Here is a 21,085-nt window from a genome sequence, read left to right as displayed (position 1 = left end):
ATAGAGTTAAAACAGTTCTTTTTGTAGGGTTAAAAATTTATCTTTTATTCGTTTTGCTTCTTCTTGTAGGTCTGAATCGGTCAAATTTGACGGCTTAAGCTCTGCATAGTCGCTCACGGCGATGTCGCACATCATGCGAATTTTGTCTAAATTTACTTTGCTTACTTTGCCTGATTTGCTGATTTTTTGGATATTTTCTAGGTAGCCGTTTGAGCGAGCGATGTAGAGGGCGTATTTTTGCGAGATCTCGCTTTGCACCATCACGGTGTGAGCGAGTTTGTTGTAGATATCTTTATGGTATGCTGATTTTGAGAGCTTATAGGCGGTTTCGTAATCACCCATTTCGTAGTAAAATTTGGCTCCAAGTGCGTTTTTGTAAGACGGACTAAGCGTAACAAATGAGACAAAAATAGCCGCCAAAAGTGCTCCGATAATTAAAATAACGGTCTTTGAGCTCATTTTTCCATCTCCTTTTTTATCTGCTCTCTTGCGACTTCTAGCTCCATGCCTGTCACGCTAAAAGGGGGCGAGAGTGTATAAGAAATCTCGCTAAACGGCTTTGGGATTATCATCTTATCCCAGCTTTTTAGCTGCCAAAATTTACTCGCTTCGTAGTTTAAAATTTGTATTTGCGCATTTTGCTTTTGCGCGATGACGACGGCTCCGTCGGCGACGCTGTGATAGGGGCCGCGCGGGCCGTCCGGGGTGATGATGACGTCGGTGCCGCTTTTTAGCTCTCTAAAGCTTTGCGCGAGGGCCTTCACTGCGCCTTTTGAGCTACTGCCCCTGATCGCACCGATACCGAAAAACGAAATCACGCGCGCGATGATCTCGCCGTCTTTGTGATCGCTTATTATGACTTTGGCACGTCTTTGCGGATTTTGGCCGTTTTCCCACCAGTGCACGTAGGCAAAGCTCATCAGTGCAAGCCTGCCGTGCCAAAATAGCACGACGCAGGGCTCGTTCGTCAAATTTGTCTTAGAAAAGCTTTTTTTGCAGGTTAAAAATATAATCCAAATAAAAAAATAGATAATGCGCGGGGCTAAATTTATAAAAACGCTTCGTTTAAATTTAGCCCACAAGCTCACCGTAAAGCACCATTCTCTTTGGGTCGTTCACGCGCACTTTTAGCGTCTTGCCTAGCAGCTCTTCGCTGCCTGCGACTTGAACTAGGAAGTTATTAAAGCTCCTGCCGGCGACGCCGCCGTTTGCGCGAAGCTCCTCAAAATATACGTCGAAAATTTTGCCTTTTTGCGCCGCGACGATTTCGTCTAAAATCTCGTTGTGGCGGCTTTGTAGGCGGGTTAGACGAGCGCTTGCGACGGCCTCGGGGATTTGATTGGTAAATTCCGCCGCCTTAGTCATCGGGCGAGGCGAATACTTAAAGCTAAAAATTTGCTCGAAGCGCACCTTTTCTAGCACGTCCATCGTATCCTCAAACTCCTCGTCCGTTTCGCTGGGAAACGCCACGATAATGTCGGTTGAAATGCTAACCTCAGGGCACATCGCGCGCAGCCTGCCGGCTCTGTCTAAAAACCACTCTTTGGTATAACCGCGCTTCATCTCGCGTAGGACTTTGGTGCTTCCGCTTTGAAGCGGCATGTGCATGGATTTGCAAATTTTGGGATTTTGACTAAAGATTTCTAAAAATTTATCGTCCATATGGAGCGGATGCGGGCTGGTAAATCGTATGCGCTCGACGCCCTCTATCTCGCTGATTTTTACTAGCAAGTCGCTAAAATCTATCTTCTCGTGCGTGCCTGAAAATCTCTTGCCGTAGTTGTTTACGTTTTGCCCGAGCAAGAAAATTTCCTTCGCTCCGCCCTCGGCGGCTTTTTTTACTTCGCGTAGGATCAAATTTGCAGGGATCGAGATCTCGTCGCCTCTGGTGTGCGGAACGATGCAGTAGGTGCATTTTTTATCGCAGCCGATCGAGATATTTATGTAGCTTTTATACGGCGAGCCGCGAAATTCGCCGAATGCATACTCGCTCTCGTCGTGATTTATGTCGGTGCTGATAAATTTAGGCGTCTTAACGGCGGCTGAAATTTTACTGACGTTTCTCGCACCGAGTATGAAATCCACGTAAGGCGCTCGTTTAAAAATTTCACTTCCCAAATGGCTTGCCGTGCAACCGCAAACGCCTATTTTGGCGCCCGCTTTTTTTACTTTTTCAAAACCGCCAACCTCGCTAAAAAGCTTATGCACGGGCTTTTCGCGCACCGAGCAGGTGTTGATGAGGATAAGGTCGGCTTCGGAGATGTCCTGAGTGAGCTCGTAGTCCTCTTTTTGTTTGAGTTCGGCGATGATGTGCTCGCTGTCGCGGACGTTCATCGCGCAGCCTAAAGTCTGGATAAAGAGCTTTTTTTGCGCTGCGCTCAAAGGATGTGCACCTCGTACATGTAGTCGTTTTCGTCGAGACCGTATTTTACGGTGCGGTGATAGACGCTAAGGCCTTTTTCCTCAAAAAATTCAACCAAAGCGATGAGTTGTTTGTGGCTGTTTTCTCTGTCGAAATAGAAAATTTGTTGCGGATCTTTTGCAAATGCCGCTTCGATTTTTTCAAGAGAGATCGTTTTTGGTTTGGCGTCAAGTTGCGTTCTAGCGAGTTTTAGCTCCATTTTTAATCCTTTGAAATCTTTAATTTAATCTGTGAATATAGCAAATTCATCATAAAAAACGCATTAAACTTCTTAAAAGTATAAAGCTTGTATAATACCCCTCTAACTCAAAAATTCCCCCAAATTTAAATAACGGAGCAAAAATAATATGGAAAAAATAGCGGATATCATAGAATCTATCGCAAATGAAAAAGGGCTCGAAATCGAGGACGTAAAAGAGCGCGTCATAAGAGCTATTATCAATACCGCAAAGAAAATTTACGGCGAAAACTACGAATACGACGCGGTTATAGATAATGCGACCAAGACCCTTCATCTATATCAAAAAATCACCGTCGTAGAAGACGGCGACGAGCGCTTGGCTGAGGACAACGAGCACTTTTTAAGCATAAGCGAAGCCAAAAAAGTGGACTCTGGCGTAGAGATCGGTGATGAGCTAACCTATGAGCTATCTACCGACAACCTAGGCCGCACCGCTGCACAAACGCTTCACAAGGAGCTTGAGTATCACATCCAGCGTCTGATGGAGGAAAAAATATTCCAAAAGTATCAAGACATGGTAGGGCACATGGTTTTCGGCTCTGTCACGCGCGTGGATAGCGATGAAAATACATTCATCGAGATAGACGAGCTGCGAGCCGTGATGCCGCGCAAAAACCGCATAAAAGGCGAGAAATTTAAACCGGGTGACGTCGTAAAAGCCGTCATAAAAAGCGTCTATATCGATAAATCCATGGGTATCAAGGTCGAGCTAAGCCGCACGTCGCCAAAATTCCTAGAAGCCCTACTAAAAGCCGAAGTGCCCGAGATCAAAGACGGCCTCGTACTGATCGCCGCTAGCGCTAGAATCCCGGGCGAACGCGCTAAAGTAGCCCTCGTGGCAACTTCGCCTAACGTTGATCCCGTGGGCGCGACAGTGGGCACCAAAGGCGTGCGCATAAACGCCGTCACAAAGGAGCTAAACGGCGAAAATATCGACGCGATCGAGTATTCGGCCGAGCCTGCGATCCTCATCACTCGTGCGATGGCGCCGGCGATCATCAGCTCCGTAAAAATCGGCGAGGACAACAAGGCCGTCGTGAGCCTAGTAACCGAGCAAAAGAGCAAAGCTATCGGCAAAAGCGGCATAAATATCAGGCTAGCTAGCATGCTAACGGGTCACGAGATCGAGCTAAACGAGCTAGGCGCTAGAGGTGAGAGCAAAGACGAAAACGCGAAGGATCTAAAAGCGCTGTTTGGCGATCTGTAGCCGATTTGAGCCCTTTGGTCGCATTTGTTTAGAGCGGTAAATTTGAGGCGCAGCGTCTGGGTCAAATTTGACCTGTTTCGTTTGCTAAAATTTGCCGCTTTTGCTTACTATTTTTATACAGTAAATTTTATCCGAATCTATACCTTATAAAATAAAAAAAGATAGTAAAGATGTGAAAATTTATAAAACGTCAATGAGATAAATTTAAGATTAAGGCGGCGGATAAACCGCCAAATTTTAGGTTATTTATTTTTAGTAGAGCGGTACATCGGGTGCTGATAGTCGTTCCTCTCGCAACCAGCAGCTAATAATCCAAATACCAAAACAACCGCGCATAATATAACTTTTCTCATTTTCTTCCTTTTTTGAATTTCATTTCCGCGCGATTATAGCAAAATTCGCGAAATTGCCAAAATCTTCGCAGCTAAATTTGGCGGAATTTGGGCAGTGCAATTTGGCTTCAAATTTGTCGCCGTCCAGCGATAGTAAAAAGGCGGAAGCGTCAAATATGCTGGCCCGATTTTCGCTCTTGCTCGTCTAGCGCCCGCACACGATAAATTCGTGCTTGTAGGCAAATTTCCTCGCCGAAATTTATCCCGTCCCGCGATGCGCCGAGCCGTAATATATTAAATTTTTATCCAAAAAAAAGTAGAATATCACATCTTAAATTTAAGGAAAAATCCGTGTTGCAAGCATTAGCGCTTAGATATAGACCGCGAAATTTTAGCGAGCTCGTAGGCCAGGAGGCCGTCAGCACCAGCCTCACGCACGCTCTGGACGAGAACCGCCTAACCCACGCCTACCTTTTTTCGGGACTTCGCGGCAGCGGCAAGACCTCGAGCGCTAGGATATTTTCAAAGGCGCTTGTTTGCGATCACGGCCCGACCAGCCAGCCCTGCGAGCAGTGTGCCAACTGTATCGCCGCAAACGAAGGCCGACACATCGACATCATCGAGATGGACGCGGCTAGCCACCGCGGTATCGACGATATAAAGGGGCTCATCGAGCAGACCAAGTACGCTCCTGCGATCGCGCGCTTTAAGATTTTTATCATCGACGAGGTGCATATGCTCTCCACGCCCGCGTTTAACGCGCTACTAAAGACGCTCGAGGAGCCGCCGCCCTACGTCAAATTTATCCTAGCCACGACCGATCCGCTCAAGCTCCCCGCCACGGTGCTATCGCGTACACAGCATTTTAGATTTCGTCAGATCTCGCGCCCGGACGTCGTCGCGCACCTTGATTTTATCCTAAACCGCGAAAACGTCCCGCACGAAAAAGAGGCCCTCGAGATCCTCGCTCGTAGCGGCGCAGGCTCGCTGCGCGATACTCTCACGCTGCTAGATCAGGCCATCATCTACGCCAAGGGCGAGCTCACGCAAAGTGCCGTCGCGCAGATGCTTGGCCTACTTGATCCGCAGCGCATAGAGGAGATCTTGGCGCTTGTTATGAGCGGCGATAAACCTGCCGTGAGCGCGGCGATAGCGCAGCTGGAGAGCTATGACGCCGAGATGGTGATAGATGAGATAACGGCCAATCTCAAGGCGAATTTCCTCGCGCAAAGTCCGAAATACTCGCTACTTTTGTACGAGAGATTTTTTAGGATCCTCTCGCAGGCGCGCTCGATGCTAAGCGTCAGCAGCGACGGCGGATTCGTGCTTGGAGTGATGCTTTTTATGATGATCGAGGCGATAAATCTAAAATCGATCGACGAGATGATAGCCGTGGACGCGAGGGAAAAATTTACGGATTCGCAGGCGCGCACAGCTGATTTTGGCGGCTCCCGCGCGGCGTCAAACGCGGTTAAGTCTGCTGTGCAAAACGGCGCGGCTCAGGGGCGAAATTTGAGCGCTCAGACTCTAGCCGGCTCGGCAAATTTAAATGCCAAGACGCCGCAGGAGCCGGGCGACCAAACCAGCGCCGCGAAAACCCCAAATCCCGCTTACGAGGCGTTTTTGGTCAAAATTTACGACCGCAGCTTTGATCTTGGCGAGTGTTTTAAAAACTGCATAGAGTTTTTGGAGTTTTCGGACGGCTGTATGAGTCTGGCTTCAAGCGCGGCGGGCGAGGATCAGAAGCGGCTTCGCGAGGGTTCGAAGGTGATTTTGCAGATCTTGCGAAGTCTTTTTGGCGAGAGCGCAAAGATAAAGATAACTCCCAAGCAAAGCCCCGAAGTAGGGGCGCAAGAGCAAAAGGGCTCGGCAAATTTGGATGACGAGCGCGGTGGTGCGGCAAAATCTGAGAGCAATGAGGTGGCGCCAAACCAGGCTGGCTCCAAATTTGACTCGGACGTCGCGCCGGAAAATTTAAGCCAAAACGACCAAGCGCAAGAGCTCTCAAATTTGACGGGGAATTTATTTTCGGACGGTAGTGAGGAGAGGACGGCTACGCCCTCGGAGCAAAATTTAGACGCCAAATTTGAAAGCAGCGAGCAGGGTGAGCAAACACAAAATTTGACGCCGCAAACGCAGGTGGGTACTTTTCAAACGGCTAACGACTCGGCGCCTAGCGCGCAGACCAATAGCGACTCGCCCCGCGACGAAACCGCATCCTTAAATTTAAACGAAAACGAGTCAAATTTCACGCAAAACTCGCAGACGGATTTAAATCAACCGGCCGAGCCTAAATTTGCGCCTGATTTTGAGAGTATGCGCGACGATACGCACGATTTTCATGAGGCGTATTCACTAAAATTTAAGACCGACGACGGAATCGCAGCCAGGGCGGATCTGGCGTTTTTAGATGATGAACTAAGGCAACTCGAGAGTCAAAACGCCGCAAAAACGGAGCAAAAATCAAGTAGCGCCACAGCTAAATTTAACCAAAACCACGCGCCGCAGACGGCTACATTTGGCGAGCCACCCTTTGATCCTGATGATGTGAGCGAGATGTTTAGCGAAGCGGCGGACTATGGCTACGGCCTTTTTGAGCAAGACGCAAGCGAGCCTGCAAACGCCGACGTAAGACAAGATTTAGATATGTCAAATTTAAGCGGCGACGAGTTTCAAAGCGAAGAAAATTTTGACGACTCGTCCTTAAGCGAGGCAAATTTGAACGCCCAAACTCATACGTCAAATTTGGCTGCAAAAACCCAAACCGATCCTAAAGCCGCAAAAAATCAAGCGGTTTTAAAAGAAGCCAAGCGGCTGTTTGGAGAGCCTGAAGTTTTAGAAATTTAAGGCGTTTGATTTAGCTCTAAATTCGTGGGCAAGTTTTATTGCCTTTATTGTGGCGCGACCGTCAGAGCGTGGAACAACGGGCTAAACGCCGATCAGAAAAAGAGACTAGAGCGCGAGCTAAAGATAGGCGTGAGTTTGGGCGAGACTACGCCGATGTTAGCCCAAAGGATAGCGCAGGTTTTAGAAAAAAATAAACGCGACGCTACCGCTATCGCTCTAACCGGAGCGGGCGCGATAGTAAGCGAAATTCGCCAAGCCTTTTTTGAAGCAAACGACGACGTCATAAAATGTTACAAATACCAAGCCACGCTAGATACTCGCACGTCAGAACTATGCAGAGCCTACGATGGCCTAATCTGGGATAAAGATTACAAACCCATCGGGCATAATTTCCCGTTTCGCAAACCGCGCGTAAATACTCATTTTAATTGTCGTAGCACCATAATACCCGTAACTAAAAGCTGGGACGAGCTAGGCATCGAGGGAATGGACGAAGCAAGCGGTCGCACTAGGTCAAGTATGAACGGCTACGTGCCGCAGGATATGACGTTTAACGACTGGCTAAAAACTCAAAGCCCCGAAACGATAGAAAAGACGCTAGGCAAAGGCAGAGCCGAGCTATTTATGCAAGGCAAGATCACTATGCGGGATTTGATAACGCAGCAGGGGCGAGTGTTGGATTTGGGCGAACTTGCCAAGAAAAAGAAGATTTGGGAATATTCAAAGGAAAATATTAAGCATTTTGATATACCAAAAGGCATTAAGAGTCGAATAGGGCTTAAGACGGACAAAATACGAGGTAGCTTGGAATATCTATTTAATAAGCACCCTGAAATGTTTGACGGTAAAGCGGATATTGTAAATATAATAAAAGATGTTTTTAGCGCGCCCGATATTATCAAGCCCGCAACGCGTCGTAGTGGCGGTTTCATAATAGCAAAGTCGATAGATGATAAGAAAAAGAAAATGATTGACATCGGCATTTACCCTAATAATGGTGTAATTTTTCACATAAACAAAAGAAAATGGGATGCTGATATGAGAGAATTTAAAAAAGGCAAGCAGTGAGACCGCCCAACCCTCACACGAACGGATACCGCAGAATAACTACGTACCGCACGGGGCGATAATGCGCTTGCTAAGAGCGCTAGGGCATTTCGTTTTCACTCATCCCTTTTGCTTGCCACTGTTGTAATTATACCATATTTTTACCAAACCAACCCCATTTAAAATTTAAGTTACTATTCTATCAAAGGCAGTGCCTTAAATTTAACTCTTGTGGAGGACGAAATGGATATTGAGGAGCTAAAAAAGCAAGTCAGTGATTTGCAAGCAGAAAAAGAAGCAATGAGCGCTAAAAACAAAGAGCTTTTAAGCGAGGTAAAAAAGCTAAAAGCTAAAAAACGCTAATGATTGCTCATGCCCGCAAAGCGGCGGACAGCAAAAGCTAAAGGTAAATTTGAAAGGCCGCGTTAAATTTTGGTGTTCAAATAGCCGTCGCTGGCATAAATTTAAGCGGCGACGGTTTGTAAATTTATAAAATTTAGAGTATTTTAAAGTAGGTCGGCGAGCCGAAACGACTCGCGCAAGGGTTAAATTTACCTAAAAACACAACTTCACTATTCGTTTAATATCGAAAGCAACTCTTTGTTATCCTTGGTTTTTAGCATCTTGGCGTATAAAAACTTAAGCGCCTCTACGTCGTCCATTGTCGCGATCGCCGAGCGGATAGCCCAGATCTTTTGCAGTTCGTCCGGTTTTTGTAGTAGCTCCTCTTTTCTGGTGCCTGATTTTAGTACGTTGATGGCCGGGTAAATTCGGCGGTCGGATATGTTGCGATCTAGTACGATCTCGCTGTTGCCCGTACCTTTAAATTCCTCGAAAATCACCTCGTCCATACGAGAGCCCGTGTCTATGAGTGCGGTAGCGATGATGGTGAGGCTACCGCCATGCTCGATGTTTCGCGCCGCGCCGAAAAAGCGCTTAGGTTTATGCAGGGCGTTTGCGTCCACGCCGCCGGTTAGCACCTTGCCGCTTGGCGGAGTTACCGTGTTATATGCGCGCGCTAGGCGGGTGATGCTATCAAGCAGGATGATGACGTCCTTGCCCATTTCTACGAGGCGTTTTGCCTTTTCGATGACGAGTTCGGCGACGCGCACGTGGTTCATCGCAGGCAGGTCAAACGTCGAGCTAAATACCTCGCCCTTTACGCAGCGCTGCATGTCTGTGACCTCTTCTGGACGCTCGTCTACGAGCAAGACCATGAGATGCGACTCCGGGTGGTTGCGCGCGATGCCGTGGGCTAGCTCTTTCATAAGCTCGGTTTTACCGCTTCTAGGTGGAGCGACGATTAGGCCGCGCTGACCCTTGCCAAGAGGGGTAAAGAGATCGAGTACGCGGCCCGTTAGCTTCATCGGGTCGTATTCTAGGCGGAGTTTTTCCGTCGGGAAAAGTGGGGTTAGGTTGTCAAATAGCGGACGCTCCTTGGCCTCGATTAGCGGCATATAGTTTAGCGCTTCGATTTTTAGCAGGGCGTAGTATTTTTCCTGATCTTTTGGTTCGCGTACTTGACCCGTCACGATGTCGCCCACGCGCAGGGCAAATTTACGAATTTGAGAGTTTGATACATAGGCGTCGTTTGAGCTGTCGCTGAGGTTTGCGTCTACCGAGCGCAAAAAGCCGTAGCCCTCGCTCGTGATCTCTAAAATGCCCGTGAAAAGTATAAATCCGCCTTGTTTTGTTTGGGTTTTTAGGATCTCAAATATCAAATCTTGTCTGCGAAATTCGCGCGGATTCTCGACGCCTACGCTATTTGCGATAGCGATAAGCTCCTCTAGGCTAAGGGTTCTTAGCTCTTCAATTTTGTGTCCATCGACAGGGATGTGAGTGCGCGAGTTTTGGTGTTTTTTCGTGGTTTTTTGACTTTCCTGCGTGGAATTTGCAGGCTGGGTCGCGTTATTTTCCATTGTGTCCTCTTTAAAATTACGGAATAATTTTGTAGATAAATTTAAGTTTCAAAAGAAGTTTTTGAAAGTCGCATTTTATAAAATTTTGGCTTTGATGTCAAGAAGTGATATAATCTCGCCAAAAATGAAAAGGAATCTCAAAATGATGGATTTTAAAGACGGCAAGCGCGAAAAAACGATCATAAAAACCGCGCTTATCGGCATAGTTACGAATTTTTTCTTAGCTGGAGCGAAAATCTTTATCGCTATGGTCTCAAACTCGGTCGCGCTGATATCAGACGCCGTAAATAACCTTAGCGATGCAGGCTCAAGTATTATCACGATATTTGGCTCAAAACTAGCTAGCAAGATGCCCGACGAAGACCACCCCTACGGCTACGGCAGGACCGAGTATATCGGCGGTCTTATAGTCTCGGTTATCGTGCTGATGCTTGGATTTCAGTTCCTAAAAACTTCTATCGAAAACATCTTTGCACCTGAGCCCACCAGCTTTACGATGCCGTTTTTAGCGTTTTTGTTCTGCGCGATATTCGTCAAATTTGCGCTCGGCTTTTACTATAAAAAGATCGGCAAACAAACCAAATCTATCTCGCTTATAGCCGTCGGACAGGAAGCTTTGGGTGATGCGATCATATCGTGCGTGATCTTGGTTTCGGCCGCGCTTTCCTACTTCGTCGATATCCAGATAGACGGCTATGCGGGCGCTCTGGCGTCGCTTGTTATTATCATAAACGGCGTACTTTTGATAAAAGAAACCTTTGATAAAATCATCGGCCAGCGCGTCGAAAAAGAGATCAGCGACGAAATTTACGCCGCCGTAAATCGCTGCGAGATCGTGCGCGGCGCATACGACCTGATCCTGCACAACTACGGCGCTCAGCGATACGTGGGCTCGGTAAACGTCGAAATAGACGAGCATTTGCCCCTTAGCGAGGTTTCGCAGAGGCTAAACGAGCTTCAGATTAAGATTTATAAAATTTACAGGATTTATCTGGTTTTTGGCGTTTATAGCGTAAATTTGGGGCAGGACGAGAGCCGCGCCTGTGTGGCAAATTTACTCTCGGAGTTTAGCAGCGTGCGCGGATTTCACGCGTTTTTTATAGATACTAAGAAAAAGAGCGTGAGGTTTGACGTAGTGGTCGATTTTGCCGAGAAAAACCTAAGCCGGCTGCGCGCCCAAATCGAGCGTAAAGTCGCGCTAAGCTTTCCGGGGTATAAAATTTTCATCGTGATAGATAGGGAGTTTGCGTGAAAATTATTTTTAAGGTGATATAATTGAAGTTCGTAAACTTTTTTAGTGAGGTAATTTTAAGATGAATGGTGTTTCTATGAAAGAAATTTTTGTAGTTCTTTTTTGTGGTGTATTTTTGGCAGTTGGAATAATTATTAACTATTATGAAATTCGCCCGAAAAAGATTATTAAAGAATTGACTCAAAGAATTATAAATGGCAGAATCGGTATCGAATCTGGCTTTATAGATAGTAAGTATGGTATTGTAAAAGACGATGTTTATAATTTAATATGGCAAGATAATCAAGATATATATAAAGCTTCACTTAGTCAAGCTATTAAATATTGTGACGAGCTTGACTATGCAGGTTATAATGATTGGAGGCTTCCAACCGTAAATGAGCTTTTAAGCATAACTGATGATGATAGACATAGTCCTGCTGTAAATAGCATATTTAATCATACAGGATATGAAGAAATAGGTAATGGAAAGTTATTATATGGACTATATTGGAGTTCTACAAAGTATAAACACTCCTTTGGTCGTGCATGGCTTATAAATTTTGATAATGGTGAAAATGTTGAGCAAGAAATGTCTTATTACGCCTTTGTTAGATGCGTTAGACAATATTAATTATAAAACTAGTGAGCACTGTAATGAAAAAATATATTATATTAACTTTATTTGTTTGCGAATTTTTTGCTGCAAGTGAGGTACTAAACCCTACTTGCTACAGAGATAATATAAAAAATGTAGTTATATGTAGCGACAAAAAGCTTGGTAAATTGATGTGGCAAGATGAAATACAAGATTTTGAAGGCACATACGGACAAGCGGAAGAATATTGCAAGTTAGTTAATTTGGGAGGATATGCCAACTGGAGATTACCGACTAGAATTGAGCTTTTAAGTATAACAAATAAGACGAATATAAATTTTAATGCAAATATGGCGTTTAAAAAGAGGAAGCACGGGTCTAATAAAGATAAGCTTGATTGGTTGCTTGATTTTATGAATTATTATTGGAGTTCTACCAAGTATACTGCCAAAGAGGATTTGCAAAAAATATGGGTTGTAAATTTTTATGATGGTAAAAGTAGCCCAATGGAGCCATCTAGTTATGCGTTTGTCCGGTGTGTCAGGCAGGATTGATTCGACGGGTTATTTGCCTAAATTTACTTTTTTGTAATTAAATTTATGGCTGAAATTTAACGAGCCAAATTTTATTTAAACTTGCGACTCATAAAATTTGCGCAGCTCAAATTTTCGAGCGTTAAAAAAATCGTCCGTAAATTTGTTAGCACTCTAAAGGTGCGGGTTTTGGGCTGAAAATTACTAAAAAAACCACTAAATTTAGCAAATTTATCGCGTAAATTTAAAACAAAGTTTGGTGTGCTAGCAAAAACTCTTTAAATTTTACCGTCAAATTCGGACGCAAGCGAAATCCGCGCCAAAGCCTGCAAAATCAAGCGAGGCTTTAGAAATTTTGCGTATAATCTAAAATCTTAAAACGAAAGAAAAAAGTAACCGATGGGCAAATTTAAGTGCGCGCATTGCAGGGGCGAATTTGAGCGCAAGGCGCTGATAGAGCGCGGCGGGGAGCTGTTTTGCTGCGAGGGATGCGCGGGAGTTTACGAGATACTTAACTCAAGCGGGCTTGGCGAGTTTTACGAAAGGCTTGGCAAAACTACGCTAAATCCCGCTCGGGGCGCAAAAAACGCGGCGCAAAAGTCGCAAGAAGACCTCGCGGCTATTTATCAAAATTATGTCAAAAACGAGAACGGATTTAGTAAAATCTCGCTCATCATCGAGGGCATCCACTGCTCGGCTTGCGTCTGGCTAAACGAGAAGATTTTATTTGCGCAGAAGGGAATTTTAGAAGTAAATATAAACTCTGTTAACAATAAAGCCCTCATCGTCTGGGACGAAAACGAGGTAAATTTGGCCCAAATTTTCGCCCTCATCCACTCTGTCGGCTACGAGCCCTACCCATACGACGCGCAGGCACAGGAGCAAAGACTCGCGGGGCAGAGGCGCGAATTTTACGCTAGGCTGCTTGTCGGGATATTTTGCACGATGAACATCATGTGGCTGGCTGTCGCGCAGTACGGCGGCTACTTCACGGGTATGCGCGCCGACGTGCGCTCTATCATAAATTTCGCCGAATTTATCCTCGCTACGCCGGTGCTTTTTTACACGGGAAGCGGGTTTTTTAGGGGTGCTTGGGGCGCGCTAAAAAACAAAACGCAAAACATGGATAGCCTCATCGTTACTGGTACGCTCGCTGCCTATATCTTCTCGATATACGCGATGTTTTCTAGGCGCGGCGAGACGTATTTCGACTCGGTTGCGATGATAATCACTTTCGTATTTATCGGCAAATATCTGGAAATTTTAAGCAAGAAAAAAGCCGCCGATACGCTCGATAACCTAAACTCGTTAAATTTAAACTCCGTTAGCGTCAAAAACGGCGACGAAATAACCCTAAAAAGCGCGCAGGAGGTGCGAGTGGGCGAACTCGTAGTCGTGAGAGCGGGCGAGCGCGTGCTGCTAGACGGCATCGTCATAAGCGGTGCGGCGAGCTTTGATCTCTCTAGCCTTAGCGGCGAGAGCGCGCCAGCGTATCTGAGCGCAAAAGAGGGCGAAAACGAGATAAAAAGCGGCTCCGTGTGCGTGGACGGCACGCTGGTTTATAAGGTCGGCGCCGTCTTTAGCGAGTCGGTGCTAGCCCGTATCATAAACCTGCTCGAAACCGCCGCAGCCAAAAAGCCGCGTATTCAGGCGCTCGCAGACGCTATCGCGGCGAGGTTTTCGGCCGCTATCACGGCGCTGGCGCTAGCGACATTTGCGTTTTGGTTCTGGCGCACGGGCGAGCTATCCGCCGCGCTCATCGTCGCGATCTCGGTCGTGGTGATCTCGTGTCCCTGCGCGCTAGGACTTGCCACGCCGGTTAGCACGCTCGTCGCGCTTGGGGCGGGTTTTAGGCGCGGGATACTTTTTAAAGAAGCTCGCATCATCGAAAGTCTAGCTAAGTGCGATACGGCCGTGTTTGACAAGACCGGCACGCTCACGTCGGGGCGGCTTAAAGTGAGTAAATTTACGCACGCGGGCAAATTTGACGCAAACGCGCTTTTTTCGCTGGTTAGCGGCTCGGATCATCCAGTTAGCCGCGCCGTTGGCAAGTATCTGCGCGCAAATTTTAGGGATTTAAAACTTTTAGAGTTAAGCGGCTTTGAAAACATCGCAGCACGCGGCACGCAGGCTAAACTTGACGGCATAAATCTAGCGGGCGGTAGCGAGAAATTTATGCGAGAGCTAGGGCTTTATGACGGCGAAGCGGCGCGCGGGACTTGTTATTTTTTCGCCGAGGACGGTCAGATCGCGGCGGTATTTGAGCTAGAAGAGAGCCTAAAAGAGGGCGCCAAAGAGTGCGTAGACGCGCTAAAAAACGCCGGTATGCGCGTAGCGATGCTAACGGGCGATAACGAATACGCCGCAAAGCGCGTGGCAGAGGGGCTTGGCGTGGGCGAAACGGTCGCAAACGCGCTGCCTACGGACAAGGCCGCCTACGTGGAGAGACTGGCGCAGCAGGGGCGAAACGTGCTGATGGTAGGCGACGGGATAAACGACGCCGCCGCGCTTGCGCTATCAAGCGTGGCCGTGTGTATGGGCAGCGGAGCAGCCGTGAGTATCGCAAAAAGCGACGTCGTGCTGATGAGAGACGACCCCGCCTCGCTCGCGGCTGCCGTAGCGCTCGCGCGCAGGACCTACTGCATCGTGCGGCAAAATTTGGCCTTTTCGCTCGTTTATAACGCCGTGACGATACCGCTGGCGATGGCCGGCTACGTCGCGCCCGCCGTGGCTGCGCTATCGATGTCGCTAAGCTCGGTTGCGGTCGTGCTAAACGCGATGCGGGCTAGGAGCGAGCGATGAGCGGGGCGGTCGTGGCGATGATGATAGGGGTTTCTACGCTACTGGGCGCGTGTGGGCTGGCTGCGCTGCTGTGGGGGCTAAAGACCAGGCAGTTTGACGACGAGCGAAAGTTTTTGGACGGGACGAAATTTGACGACGAAGATGCGCTAAACGACGCCTATGAGCTGGAGCTTCGCCGTAAAGAAAAGGGCTATAAGCCGCCAGAGTGAGGCGAATTTACGCACTTGTTTGACTCGTCTTTGCCGCTAAAATTTGGTTATTTTGGGTCGTAAAATTTGCCGCGAAATTTGATTTCGAGCGTGGGCGGCATTTGCGTTTTAAATTTGGCGACGAGTATTTGAAGTCAAATTTGGACCGTAAATTTACTGTGCAAAATAGTAAAAGTGCGCAAGTGTAATCTGGCAGAGTAAAAATTGGTTGTCCTTTGCTAGCAAGCGGGTTGTCGGCAAATTTAGCCTCTTGTCGGCCAAATTTACTCAGTCTAGCGATGCCCCGCAATCAAATCAAGATCGCCGCTTGACGCACCCGTTAGGTATGCCGCCTGCTTGGAGTTTAGGCGGCTTGGAGCCGTTTAAATTAAATCGCTGCAATCACCGAGCGGACGTGGCTTAGTCCTAATAATTTTTTGCTTTCTTGCTTGTAAAAGCTTCGCTCTCGCAAGCCTCCTTAATCTATTTTTAGCTTTTTAACGATATGATTTCGCAAAATTTAACAAAGGAAACAACATGAAAACGCTAGTTATCTTATCGCACCCAAATCTTGCCGCCTCGCGCATAAACAAAGCCTTATCTCAGGTAGCAAAGGCCGCAGCGGACGTCGAAGTGCGCCATTTGGAGGGGCTTTACGGCCTAGATATCGCACGCATAGACGCCAGCTCAGAGCAAGACGCGCTAGCGAGTGCCGAACGCATCGTATTTTTGTACCCGATGTACTGGCTAAACGTGCCGCCTATGCTAAAAGCCTATATCGACATCGTCTTTTCGCACGAGCTGGTGGGTTCCGGCGCGCTTAAAGGCAAGGTCTTGCAGCTTGCGCTAAGCGTCAGTACTCCGCTTAGTGAATACTCTAAACAGGGCGCGATCGGCTTTAGCTTGGATGAAATTTTAACGCCGCTTAAGATCGCGGCAAACTGCTGCGGGATGGACTTTGCCGTGCCGTTTATCAGCAGCGGGTTTGAGCCCGGCGAGTTTGGCGACGATGCCGTAGATGCCGCAGCCGCGCGCTTTGGCAAGCTTTTACGAGGAGAGCTAAGTCCTAACGAGTATCAAATTTAGTTTCGCCGCCTATAGTTACAAGCTCGTGATTTTAAGTGAAGCCGCTAGCCCGGTTTTTAGCGAGTCGGCGCTGGCGTATATAATAATTTTGCTCGAAATCGCCGCGCTCAAAGTATGATTTAAGTATTGCGAACGAGTAAAGTCTATGTGCAAGATTGACGCGGTCGCTTCGTAGTTCATCTCGTCGACCGCCGATATTTTTTATGTTAAAATCGCAGGTATTATTTCAAGCTATCGATATACTCGCTAACAGCCGCCATATCCTCGTCGCTTAGGTTTTTAGCGTGTAGATGCATGACCTTGCCCATACCAAAGGCGTTGTTTGAGCCGTCTTTGTAGCTTTGTAGCGCTTTTATGCGGTCTTCTTTGCTGATGCTAGTTAGCGCAGGCACTTTGTTTGCGTATTTTACGTCCGCTTTTTCGCCGTGACAGGCTGAGCATTTTTTGTAAATAGCTGCGCCGTCGGCCGCAAGTAGAGATAAATTTAGCGCCAAAACGGCGGTTGCAATGTGATAGATTTTCATCTTTCATCCTTTTTGATAGAAATTTAGACGAGATTATAGCCCTAAAAGCTTAAAAGAAAAGAAATTTTATAAAAAAGTTACTAAAATGAAGCGCGAAATAAAAAGCAGAGAAAAATCGGCGGAAAACTCCGCCGAAAAGGGTTATTTTAGAGTAGGGATGTACTCTGATAGAGCTGCGATGTCGTCGTCGCTAAGAGGTTTTGCGATAGGTTTCATCATAGCTGCGCTTTTAAATTTATCTAGAGTGCCAGCTTTATAGCCTTTTAGGCTCTCGGCGATCTCTTCTTTTGAAAGCGTGCTAAGTGCAGGAACTTTGTTTAGATACACTTTTTCGGCTTTCGGTCCGTGACAGGCTGCGCATTTTTTGTAAAGTGTTGCGCCGTCAGCGGCAAATAGGCTACCCGCTAGCAATGCGGCTGCACCTGAAACAATGATAAGCTTTTTCATTTTCAATCCTTTTTGATAAAATTGCAGGTGTATTATAGTCTTAAAAGCTAAATTTTACATTATTTTTTTATATTAGTTTATACTGCGGTGCCGGCGGCGATTTTCATTTAAATTTAGCTTTTTTTTGTATAATTTTCGCCATGGATAAAACAAAGCTTAAAACGCAGCCGCAAAAGGCGCTATTTCTCGATCGCGACGGCGTGATAAACGAGGATGCGGGCTATGTTTATAGGCGCGAGGATTTCGTTTTTAAAGATGGTATTTTCGCAGCTTTGAGAGAGTTTGCCAAGGCTGGCTACGCGCTAGTTGTGGTGACGAATCAATCAGGCATCGGGCGAGGCTACTACACGCTAGAGCAGTTTGACGAGCTTTGCGGGTTTATGCTGGGCGAGTTTGAAAAAGAGGGCGTAAAGATAGAAAAAATTTACTTTTGCCCGCACGCGCCGGAGGCTGATTGCCTTTGCCGTAAACCAAAGCCAGGCATGCTGCTAAATGCCGCAAACGAGCTAAACATCAACCTTGCGCGCTCAATCATGATAGGCGATAAGGATAGCGACGTGCAGGCGGGGCAGAGTGCCGGCGTCGGGATAAATTTAAAGCTGGACGACCGGCTAAAAAGCGTGGCTGAGGCGCTAGAGTTTTTAAAAAAAGAAGGAAAAATATGAAAGATATAAAAAGGGTCGTGATAACGGGCGCGGCGGGCTTTATCGGCTCAAATTTGGCGCATTATTTTGACGAAAATTTAAAAGACGTAGAAGTGCTCGCCGTGGATAAATTTAGAAGCGACGAGAAATTTAGCAACGGCAATTTAAAAAGCTTCGGGCATTTTAAAAATTTGCTCGGCTTTTCGGGCGAAATTTACGAGGGCGACATAAACTGCACTAAAACGCTAGCCATGATCGAGAAATTCGCTCCCGAAGCTATCTTTCACGAGGCGGCGATCTCGGATACCACGGTAACCGAGCAAGGCGAGCTAGTAAGGACGAATCTAAATAGCTTTAAAGATCTGCTAGATATCTGCGAAAAAACGGGCACGCGCATGATATACGCAAGCTCCGGCGCCACGTACGGCAACGCAAAAAGCCCGCAAAGAGTCGGCGAATGTGAAGCACCAAATAACGTTTACGGCTTTTCAAAGCTAAAAATGGACGATCTAGGACGAAAATACGCCAAAAAAGGCGTAGCGGTCGTGGGGCTTAGATACTTTAACGTCTACGGCGCTAGGGAGTTTTATAAAAACAAAACCGCCTCGATGGTGCTGCAGTTCGGTCTGCAAATTTTAAGCGGGAAAAATCCGCGCCTCTTTGAGGGTAGCGACAAAATCAAGCGCGACTTCGTCTATATAAAAGACATCGTGCAGGCAAATTTGCTCGCTCTAAACGCGCCAAGCGGCGTGTATAACGCGGCTACCGGCACGGCAAGAAGCTTCCAAGAGATCGTGGATATACTGCAGCGCGAGCTGAGGTCGAATTTGCCTTGCGAATACATCCCAAACCCGTATGCGCGCTCCTATCAGTTCCATACGCAAGCAGACATCGAGCCGACCAAAAAGGCGCTGGGATACGAGCCTAAATTTAGCCTAGAAGATGGCATAAAAGACTACGCGGCCGAGATAAAAAGGATATATGAGGAAGAGATAAATGCGTGAAGTACGTGCTTTAGTCGCGGGCGATCTGATGCTCGATCACTACATCTGGGGCAGTTGCGAGCGTATCTCGCCCGAAGCTCCCGTGCAGGTGGTAAAGATAAAAAACGAAACCAAACGCCTAGGCGGAGCTGGCAACGTGGTGCTAAATTTGCTTTCATTAGGCGCGAAAGTGGGCGTCATGAGCGTGCTAGGCGACGACGAGACGGGCGACGAGATAGAGCGGATCTTACGGGAGCAGGGTGCTAAGCCTGAGTTTATCAAGCGCGAGATCGGCCGCACGAGCTCGATAAAAAGCCGCGTGATGGCGACGCATCAGCAAGTCGTGCGTATCGATAAAGAAAGCGTCGAAGCCGTAACGTGCGAGGACGAGCTGGCGGCAAATTTCGCCCGCGCGCTGGAGGGCTACGACGTCGCGCTGCTATCTGACTACGGCAAGGGCGTGCTGACGTCTGCGCTGTGCCAAAAGCTCATAAAAGCCTGCGCGGATGCGGGCAAACCGGTGCTAATCGATCCAAAAGGCGCGGACTACTCGAAATATAAGGGCGCTACTCTACTAACGCCCAATAAAAAAGAAGCGGGCGAGGCCGTGGGGTTTAAGATAGAAAACGACGAGCAGCTTTTTACGGCGCTAAATTTGCTAAAAAACGAGCTAAATTTGACCCATTCGCTAATCACGATCTCGGAGGAGGGCATCGCGCTTTTGGAGGACGCTCAGGCGGTTAAATTCCCGGCTCTGGCAAAAGAGGTCTTTGATGTAACTGGCGCGGGAGATACGGTGCTAGCGACGCTGGGCGTGATGCTGGGTGCTGGCGAAGGTATCAAAAAGGCGATCGAGACGGCAAATTTAGCCGCCGCGGTCGTCGTGGCTAAGGTCGGCTCGGCCACGGCTAGCTTTGAGGAGATAAACGAACTCGTGCGCCGTAAAAACGCTGCAGGCTTTGAGGAGAAAATCAAAAGCGCGGACGAACTAGCCGCGACGCTGGCAAACCGCGGCGAAAAGCGGCTGGTTTTTACAAACGGTTGCTTTGATATCCTGCACGCGGGGCACGTGAGCTATCTAGCGAAGGCGCGGGAATTTGGCGATATACTAGTCGTCGGGCTAAACTCCGACGCCTCGGTGCGCGCGCTAAAGGGCGACGCTCGCCCCGTAAATTCGCAGACCGACCGCGCTACCGTGCTGGCGGCGCTTGGGGCTGTTGATTACGTGACGATATTTGACGAGTTAACGCCTCTAAATTTGATCGAAAAACTGCGCCCCGACGTGCTCGTAAAGGGTGCGGACTACGAAGGTAAAGAAGTCGTCGGCAGTAGCGTCGTAAAAGACGTGCGGCTAGTGGAGTTCGTAGCGGGCAAAAGCACGAGCGCGACGATAAAAAGGATAAAAAATGAAGACTCTTGAGATGATAAAAAGCGAGCTAGAGGGCCATCTAGCCACTATTAAGGCGACGTTTGCGCTGGAAGCGGACATCAAAAAAGCCTGCGAAACGGCGGTAGCGACGCTAAAGGCGGGCGGTAAAATTTTACTTTGCGGAAACGGCGGAAGTGCTGCAGACGCGCAGCACATTGCAGCCGAGCTAACGGGCCGCTATAAAACCGAGCGCGGCGCGCTAGCTGGCATAGCTCTGACGACCGATACGTCTGCGCTCACGGCGATCGGCAACGACTACGGATATGAGTTCGTTTTCTCGCGTCAGCTAGAGGCTCTAGGCCGAGAGGGCGATCTGCTCATCGCGATCTCTACTAGCGGAAATAGCGGCAACGTCGTAAAAGCGCTCGAGCTCGCGCGAAAAATCGGTATCAAAACCATCGGTCTAAGCGGCCGCACGGGAGGCGCGATGAACGAGCTTTGCGAGCTAAATTTGGTAGTGCCGTCAAATGACACTCCGCGTATCCAAGAGATGCACATAATGATAGGGCATATCATCTGCCAAGCTATCGACGATGCATTTTAGGCTAAATTTGAAAGCATTTGCGGCAGCGGAGTCAAATTTGGCCCGCCTAGCCGCTCTCTAA

Annotated in this window: 20 protein-coding genes; 13 read left to right on the top strand and 7 right to left on the bottom strand. The window is 47.8% G+C overall.

Annotation, left to right across the window (positions count from 1 at the left end; all coding sequences use genetic code 11):
* Window positions 1-6: 6 nt before the first annotated feature.
* Genes CSHOW_RS07880 through CSHOW_RS07865 form a run of 4 tightly spaced genes read right to left on the bottom strand, consistent with a single transcriptional unit; the run spans window position 7 to window position 2,621 of the window.
* Entirely contained in the window at window positions 7-459 is a 453-nt protein-coding gene (locus CSHOW_RS07880; protein WP_002949984.1) for a hypothetical protein, read from the bottom strand.
* Window positions 456-1,082, bottom strand: a complete 627-nt coding sequence (locus CSHOW_RS07875) for a lysophospholipid acyltransferase family protein (protein ID WP_002949982.1) — start codon at window positions 1,080-1,082, stop codon at window positions 456-458. The genes CSHOW_RS07880 and CSHOW_RS07875 overlap by 4 nt, the downstream gene beginning before the upstream one ends.
* On the bottom strand, window positions 1,072-2,382 hold the full coding sequence (gene miaB / locus CSHOW_RS07870; RefSeq protein WP_002949980.1) for a tRNA (N6-isopentenyl adenosine(37)-C2)-methylthiotransferase MiaB: 1,311 nt from the start codon (window positions 2,380-2,382) through the stop codon (window positions 1,072-1,074). Before miaB ends, CSHOW_RS07875 begins: the two co-directional genes overlap by 11 nt.
* On the bottom strand, window positions 2,379-2,621 hold the full coding sequence (locus tag CSHOW_RS07865; protein WP_002949978.1) for an HP0268 family nuclease: 243 nt from the start codon (window positions 2,619-2,621) through the stop codon (window positions 2,379-2,381). The genes miaB and CSHOW_RS07865 overlap by 4 nt, the downstream gene beginning before the upstream one ends.
* Before the next feature lie 148 nt (window positions 2,622-2,769).
* Between CSHOW_RS07865 and nusA the strand changes: the two genes are divergently transcribed.
* From nusA to CSHOW_RS07850, 3 genes are all read left to right on the top strand, one after another.
* Window positions 2,770-3,870 (top strand): transcription termination factor NusA, encoded by a 1,101-nt coding sequence (gene nusA / locus CSHOW_RS07860; RefSeq protein ID WP_002949976.1) that lies wholly within the window; start codon window positions 2,770-2,772, stop codon window positions 3,868-3,870.
* Window positions 3,871-4,556: 686 nt separating this feature from the next.
* Complete coding sequence (locus CSHOW_RS07855) at window positions 4,557-7,049, top strand: DNA polymerase III subunit gamma/tau (RefSeq protein WP_232502019.1); 2,493 nt, start codon at window positions 4,557-4,559, stop codon at window positions 7,047-7,049.
* 24 nt (window positions 7,050-7,073) lie between these two features.
* Window positions 7,074-8,117 carry a minor capsid protein gene (locus tag CSHOW_RS07850; protein WP_002949967.1) on the top strand — a complete coding sequence of 348 codons (1,044 nt, stop codon included), beginning with the start codon at window positions 7,074-7,076 and terminating at the stop codon, window positions 8,115-8,117.
* Window positions 8,118-8,668: 551 nt separating this feature from the next.
* On the opposite strand, the gene rho is transcribed toward CSHOW_RS07850, so the two are convergent.
* Entirely contained in the window at window positions 8,669-10,015 is a 1,347-nt protein-coding gene (rho, locus tag CSHOW_RS07845; protein WP_002949963.1) for a transcription termination factor Rho, read from the bottom strand.
* 142 nt (window positions 10,016-10,157) lie between these two features.
* Between rho and CSHOW_RS07840 the strand changes: the two genes are divergently transcribed.
* The 6 genes from CSHOW_RS07840 (at window position 10,158) to CSHOW_RS07815 (ending at window position 16,453) form a co-directional block, all read left to right on the top strand.
* Complete coding sequence (locus CSHOW_RS07840; RefSeq protein WP_232502017.1) at window positions 10,158-11,267, top strand: cation diffusion facilitator family transporter; 1,110 nt, start codon at window positions 10,158-10,160, stop codon at window positions 11,265-11,267.
* 76 nt (window positions 11,268-11,343) lie between these two features.
* Entirely contained in the window at window positions 11,344-11,880 is a 537-nt protein-coding gene (locus CSHOW_RS07835; protein WP_039895472.1) for an Lcl C-terminal domain-containing protein, read from the top strand.
* 23 nt (window positions 11,881-11,903) lie between these two features.
* Complete coding sequence (locus tag CSHOW_RS07830) at window positions 11,904-12,398, top strand: Lcl C-terminal domain-containing protein (protein ID WP_039895471.1); 495 nt, start codon at window positions 11,904-11,906, stop codon at window positions 12,396-12,398.
* Window positions 12,399-12,776: 378 nt separating this feature from the next.
* Window positions 12,777-15,179 carry a heavy metal translocating P-type ATPase gene (locus CSHOW_RS07825; protein ID WP_002949955.1) on the top strand — a complete coding sequence of 801 codons (2,403 nt, stop codon included), beginning with the start codon at window positions 12,777-12,779 and terminating at the stop codon, window positions 15,177-15,179.
* Complete coding sequence (ccoS, locus tag CSHOW_RS07820) at window positions 15,176-15,388, top strand: cbb3-type cytochrome oxidase assembly protein CcoS (RefSeq protein WP_002949952.1); 213 nt, start codon at window positions 15,176-15,178, stop codon at window positions 15,386-15,388. The genes CSHOW_RS07825 and ccoS overlap by 4 nt, the downstream gene beginning before the upstream one ends.
* Window positions 15,389-15,904: 516 nt before the next feature.
* Window positions 15,905-16,453, top strand: a complete 549-nt coding sequence (locus CSHOW_RS07815; RefSeq protein ID WP_002949949.1) for an NAD(P)H-dependent oxidoreductase — start codon at window positions 15,905-15,907, stop codon at window positions 16,451-16,453.
* Window positions 16,454-16,674: 221 nt separating this feature from the next.
* Here the strand turns inward: CSHOW_RS07815 and CSHOW_RS07810 are convergent, their stop codons facing one another.
* Both CSHOW_RS07810 and CSHOW_RS07805 read right to left on the bottom strand, forming a co-directional pair.
* Window positions 16,675-16,977: a c-type cytochrome gene (locus CSHOW_RS07810; RefSeq protein WP_002949945.1), complete on the bottom strand. Its 303-nt coding sequence runs from the start codon at window positions 16,975-16,977 to the stop codon at window positions 16,675-16,677.
* A 141-nt stretch (window positions 16,978-17,118) separates the two neighbouring features.
* On the bottom strand, window positions 17,119-17,424 hold the full coding sequence (locus tag CSHOW_RS07805; protein ID WP_002949944.1) for a c-type cytochrome: 306 nt from the start codon (window positions 17,422-17,424) through the stop codon (window positions 17,119-17,121).
* Window positions 17,425-17,564: 140 nt separating this feature from the next.
* On the opposite strand from CSHOW_RS07805, the gene gmhB reads away from it, so the two are divergent.
* From gmhB to gmhA, 4 genes are read left to right on the top strand one after another with little or no spacing between them, the layout of a single operon-like run.
* The gene (gene gmhB, locus CSHOW_RS07800) at window positions 17,565-18,089 is read left to right on the top strand and encodes a D-glycero-beta-D-manno-heptose 1,7-bisphosphate 7-phosphatase (protein ID WP_002949942.1); all 525 of its coding nucleotides are present in this window, start codon (window positions 17,565-17,567) and stop codon (window positions 18,087-18,089) included.
* Window positions 18,086-19,072: an ADP-glyceromanno-heptose 6-epimerase gene (gene rfaD, locus CSHOW_RS07795; RefSeq protein ID WP_002949941.1), complete on the top strand. Its 987-nt coding sequence runs from the start codon at window positions 18,086-18,088 to the stop codon at window positions 19,070-19,072. The genes gmhB and rfaD overlap by 4 nt, the downstream gene beginning before the upstream one ends.
* Window positions 19,065-20,471, top strand: coding sequence for a D-glycero-beta-D-manno-heptose-7-phosphate kinase (gene rfaE1 / locus CSHOW_RS07790; protein WP_002949940.1), 1,407 nt, complete (start codon window positions 19,065-19,067; stop codon window positions 20,469-20,471). Before rfaD ends, rfaE1 begins: the two co-directional genes overlap by 8 nt.
* On the top strand, window positions 20,458-21,024 hold the full coding sequence (gene gmhA, locus CSHOW_RS07785; protein WP_002949937.1) for a D-sedoheptulose 7-phosphate isomerase: 567 nt from the start codon (window positions 20,458-20,460) through the stop codon (window positions 21,022-21,024). The genes rfaE1 and gmhA overlap by 14 nt, the downstream gene beginning before the upstream one ends.
* Window positions 21,025-21,085 lie beyond the last annotated feature (61 nt).

It is taken from the genome of Campylobacter showae (assembly GCF_004803815.1).
Taxonomy (GTDB): domain Bacteria; phylum Campylobacterota; class Campylobacteria; order Campylobacterales; family Campylobacteraceae; genus Campylobacter_A; species Campylobacter_A showae.
Note: the sequence above shows the minus strand (reverse complement) of the source record. Positions and strands in the feature narration are given on the sequence as shown.